Source organism: Dapis hubbardiae BLCC-M172 (assembly GCF_050016015.1).
In the GTDB taxonomy this organism is placed as follows: Bacteria; Cyanobacteriota; Cyanobacteriia; order Cyanobacteriales; family Microcoleaceae; genus Trichodesmium.
The window spans coordinates 20,550-25,156 of record NZ_JBNHEQ010000301.1 but is presented as its reverse complement, the minus strand read 5'-3'; the positions used below and the strand labels follow the sequence as shown (position 1 = coordinate 25,156).

Sequence of the window (4,607 nt, the reverse complement as noted above, 5' to 3'; positions counted from 1 at the left end):
CAAATATCAAGACTATTTCAGTTAACAGATAAGCAATAAATTATCGCGCTATATAAATCAATTATTTTTGCCTACTCCCTACTCCCTACTCCCTATTCCCTTTGATCAATGATAAATAATGAAGAAAAAATGCTAATGTCAAATATCAAGACTATTTCAGTTAACAGATAAGCAATAAATTATCGCGCTATATACATTAATTATTTATTTCTCCCTACTGGACAGAAACACCTAATTGTTTGCATGAAGGCGGGTTTATATAAATATTAGGGTAAGCATGAAAATTTCCATTAAAACCTGCCCCTACTATTGCAACATTTTAGGTGTGTCACGCCACTACTCCCTATTTTCTAAAAATGAATCAATCACAAACATCACCTATTAATAGTATTTGGCTATTTATGATAATTTCAGCTACAGTCATAGCAGCATATAACGGTAGAATGACAGAAATAACTGAGGCATCATTTGAAGGTGCGAAAAATGCTGTTACTTTAGCTATCGGATTAATTGGTAGTATGGCATTATGGTTAGGCATAATTTCAATAGTTGAAACAGCAGGAGGAATGAAAATAATTGCCCGTTTAATCTATCCTTTAATGGTGAAACTTTTTCCAGATATACCTGCATCCCATCCTGCTATGTCTGCCATTATTTTAAATATAGCTGCTAATGCTTTAGGATTAGGAAATGCTGCGACACCGATGGGTTTAAAAGCTATGGCAGAAATGGATAAATTAAATCCAGAAAAAGGAACTGCCACAGATGCAATGTGTTTATTTTTAGCTATAAATACCTCTTCAGTTACGATAATTCCTATTAGTGTAATAACCATTCGAGCTAGTGCAGGTGTTACTAATCCTGGAGATATTATTTTACCTACATTTATCGCCACTTGTTGTTCTACAATTGCGGCTATTGTAGCAGCAAAATTTTTTGCAAGTCGCCAAACAAAGCCAAGTTTAAATCAATCTATTACTCCAGAATCTTTAGATAAAAATGATTCTCTTGATAGAGAAGAAAAAATCTCAAAACTTACCCCACCATCTAAAATTGGAAAACTACTTTTTGCCAGTTTAATCGGAGTTTTTTTAGGTGCAGTAATTTATCGCTTAAGTCTCAGAGGTATACCCTATCTTTTTAGTCTTAATTTTCTCCAAAGTTTGTCTAATTGGTTATTACCAATACTTATTTGCTCCTTTCTACTTTTTGGCTATTTTCGAGGAGTTAAAGTTTACGAAACAATGACCGAAGGAGCAAAAGCTGGATTTGAAGTTGCCGTCAGAGTAATTCCTTTTATGGTGGCAATTTTTGTAGCAATTGGAATGTTTAGAGCTAGTGGCGCACTAGATATTATGGCGACAATTTTATCGCCGATAACTAATTTAATTGGAATGCCAGCAGAAGCATTACCTATGGCATTAATTAGACCTTTATCTGGTAGTGGTGCTTTTGGCATTATGTCGGAAATAGTCACAAATGAACCATTAAGTTTTCTCTCCTATTTAGTATCAACTATGCAGGGTTCGACAGAAACAACTTTTTATGTATTGGCTGTTTATTTTGGTAGTGTAGGAATTAAGAAAACTAGATATGCTTTACCTGCTGCTCTATGTGCTGATGTGGTAGGAATTTTTACTTCTGTAATAATTAGTCGGATAATTTTTTGATAATTAAAGACACAAAGTAGGTCTTGGAAAAAAAAGGAATTTCAAGCCAACTTTACTGTTGGGTTTGACTCTCCTAAACCTGATACTAACTTCCTCAAATACAGAAACTACTTTTGATATATTCCCTATTTATTTACTACCTACTCAAATTACCAAAATTAGATATGTTTTCTCTGCTGCTCTATATGCTGATGTGGCAGAAATTTTTACTTCTGTGATAATTAGTCCGATAATTTTTTGATAATTAAAGACAGAAAGTAGGTCTTGGAAAAAAAGGAATTTCAAGCCAACAGTAAAGTTGGGTTTGACTCTCCTAAACCTGATACTAACTTCCTCAAATACAGAAACTACTTTTGATATATTCCCTATTTATTTACTACCTACTCAAATTACCAAAATTAGATATGTTTTCTCTGCTGCTCTATATGCTGATGTGGCAGAAATTTTTACTTCTGTGATAATTAGTCCGATAATGTTTTGATAATTAAAGACAGAAATTAGGTCTTGGGAAAAAAAGGAATTTCCACCAAACAGTAAAGTCTGGTTTGACTCTCCTCAACCTGATACTAATTTCCTCAAATACAAAAACTACTTTTGATATATTCCCTATTTATTTACTACCTACTCAAATTACCAAAATTAGATATGTTTTCTCTGCTGCTCTATATGCTGATGTGGCAGAAATTTTTACTTCTGTGATAATTAGTCCGATAATGTTTTGATAATTAAAGACAGAAATTAGGTCTTGGGAAAAAAAGGAATTTTTACTTCTGTGATAATTAGTCCGATAATTTTTTGATAATTAAAGACAGAAAGTAGGTCTTGGAAAAAAAGGAATTTCAAGCCAACAGTAAAGTTGGGTTTGACTCTCCTAAACCTGATACTAACTTCCTCAAATACAGAAACTACTTTTGATATATTCCCTATTTATTTACTACCTACTCAAATTACCAAAATTAGATATGTTTTGCCTACTGCTCTATATGCTGATGTGGCAGGAATTTTTACTTCTGTAATAATTAGTCCGATAATTTTTTGATGATTAAAGACAGAAAGTAGGTCTTGGAAAAAAAAGGAATTTCAAGCCAACAGTAAAGTTGGGTTTGACTCTCCTAAATTAGATATGTTTTCTCTGCTGCTATATCTACTTATGTGGCAGGAATTTTTACTTCTGTGATAATTAGTCCGATAATTTTTTGATGATTAAAGACAGAAAGTAGGTCTTGGAAAAAAAAGGAATTTCAAGCCAACAGTAAAGTTGGGTTTGACTCTCCTCAACCTGATACTAACTTCCTCAAATACAGAAACAAATTTTTAGATATTGGCTGCTGATTTTATAAATATTGGAATAAAAAAAACTAAATATGCTCTGACTGCTAATTGATATGCTGATGTAGTTATAATCTTCAGCTCTCTGATATTCTGTCGGATAATGTTTTGATGATTAAAAAAAAGGAAATTTAAACTAAATCGAACAGTAGGGTTTTGGTCTCCAAACCCCTACAAGGAAAACAGCTTATTTGATTTCTAAATTCAACTCAGTTTAGATAGATTTGGTTATGAAGAGAGACAAAAGACAACAGGAAAAATTTAGAACTATCTTTTCTCCAAAAACCTCCTCCTTTTCCTCTTCTTTGTTTATTATCTATTACCGAAAAATTGAGTCTAAAGTCTCCCCTTTCAAAGGGATGAAAAAAATATTCGATTCAATATTTCAATCCTGATGCTTTAGTCAGAGGTACTGATAACTGATAACTGAAATGACCCTTCTCTCCCCAGTTAAATTGTTCCCTGTTCTCTCCTCCCTATTTCTTATTATTTATAAGTATGTAACCGGACATGATATAATTTATTGGTATTCTAATAGAAGTCTTAATTTAACAGCAAAAACCCATGAAGGCAGTCACTATTAATCGGTATGGTTCCACTGATGTTTTGGAATATTCAGAAATTGAAAAACCTCAAATTACACCCAATCAATTATTAGTCAAAATTAAAGCTACCAGTGTTAATCCTGTTGACTGGAAAATTAGACAAGGACAACTACAATTATTATCCGGTTTTAACTTTCCAATTATTTTGGGTTGTGACTTATCTGGAGTTGTATTAGAAGTAGGCGAAAAAGTAGAAAACTTTGAACCTGGAGATGAAATTTATACATTTATTAATCCATTAGTTGGAGGTGCTTATGCAGAATATATTGCTATACCTGCAAATACTGCTGCATTAAAATCTAAAAACATTACTCATTCTCAAGCAGCAGCAATTCCAGTTGCAGGTTTAACTGCTTTTCAAGCATTACTTGATTTAGGTCAAATTAGACCTGGGCAAAAAGTATTAATTAATGGTGCTTCTGGGGGAGTTGGAACTTTTGCAGTACAAATTGCCAAGGCAATGAAAACTGAAGTAATAGGTGTTTGTAGCAGTAACAATATTACTTTAGTAGAAAGTTTAGGAGCGAATAGGGTTATTGATTATAATCAGATTGATTTTACCAAAGAATCTGAACAGTATGACATTATTTTTGATGCTGTTGGGAAAGAAACTTTTTCTAGTTGTGAAAATGTACTAAAACCAGAAGGAATTTATATTTCTACTCTACCAACTGTAGAAAATTTACCTTCTACTTTCATAACCTTATTTATGCCTGGTAAAAAATCGAAATTAGTTGTCGCCCAACCTAACCCCCGTGACTTAATTTCTCTCCTAGAATTGATTGAAGATGGATTAGTTAAACCAATTATTGACCGAACATATAAATTAGCAGAAATAGCAGAAGCTCATGCTTATAGTGAAATGGGTCGTGCTGTAGGAAAAATTGTAATTAGTAACGAAGAAACAAGTCTAGTAGACTAACAATTATTTGACTATGACAAAGTAGAGTATTAATACTAATATCAAATAAATTTAGTAGTCAGGCAAGCAAATATTTAGCGA

Annotated in this window: 6 protein-coding genes; all 6 read left to right on the top strand. The window is 32.6% G+C overall.

Annotated elements, in window-relative coordinates:
• The first annotated feature begins 356 nt into the window (after nucleotides 1–356).
• Nucleotides 357–1,670 (top strand): nucleoside recognition domain-containing protein, encoded by a 1,314-nt coding sequence (locus ACP6PK_RS28310; protein WP_426564709.1) that lies wholly within the window; start codon nucleotides 357–359, stop codon nucleotides 1,668–1,670.
• Between the two features lie 64 nt (nucleotides 1,671–1,734).
• Nucleotides 1,735–1,911 carry a hypothetical protein gene (locus tag ACP6PK_RS28305; protein WP_426564707.1) on the top strand — a complete coding sequence of 59 codons (177 nt, stop codon included), beginning with the start codon at nucleotides 1,735–1,737 and terminating at the stop codon, nucleotides 1,909–1,911.
• 63 nt (nucleotides 1,912–1,974) lie between these two features.
• Nucleotides 1,975–2,151 carry a hypothetical protein gene (locus tag ACP6PK_RS28300; RefSeq protein WP_426564706.1) on the top strand — a complete coding sequence of 59 codons (177 nt, stop codon included), beginning with the start codon at nucleotides 1,975–1,977 and terminating at the stop codon, nucleotides 2,149–2,151.
• Nucleotides 2,152–2,215: 64 nt separating this feature from the next.
• The gene (locus ACP6PK_RS28295) at nucleotides 2,216–2,392 is read left to right on the top strand and encodes a hypothetical protein (RefSeq protein WP_426564704.1); all 177 of its coding nucleotides are present in this window, start codon (nucleotides 2,216–2,218) and stop codon (nucleotides 2,390–2,392) included.
• A gap of 140 nt (nucleotides 2,393–2,532) precedes the next feature.
• Nucleotides 2,533–2,709, top strand: a complete 177-nt coding sequence (locus ACP6PK_RS28290) for a hypothetical protein (RefSeq protein WP_426564702.1) — start codon at nucleotides 2,533–2,535, stop codon at nucleotides 2,707–2,709.
• A gap of 854 nt (nucleotides 2,710–3,563) precedes the next feature.
• Nucleotides 3,564–4,526: an NAD(P)-dependent alcohol dehydrogenase gene (locus ACP6PK_RS28285; protein ID WP_426564700.1), complete on the top strand. Its 963-nt coding sequence runs from the start codon at nucleotides 3,564–3,566 to the stop codon at nucleotides 4,524–4,526.
• The last annotated feature ends 81 nt before the right edge of the window (nucleotides 4,527–4,607 follow it).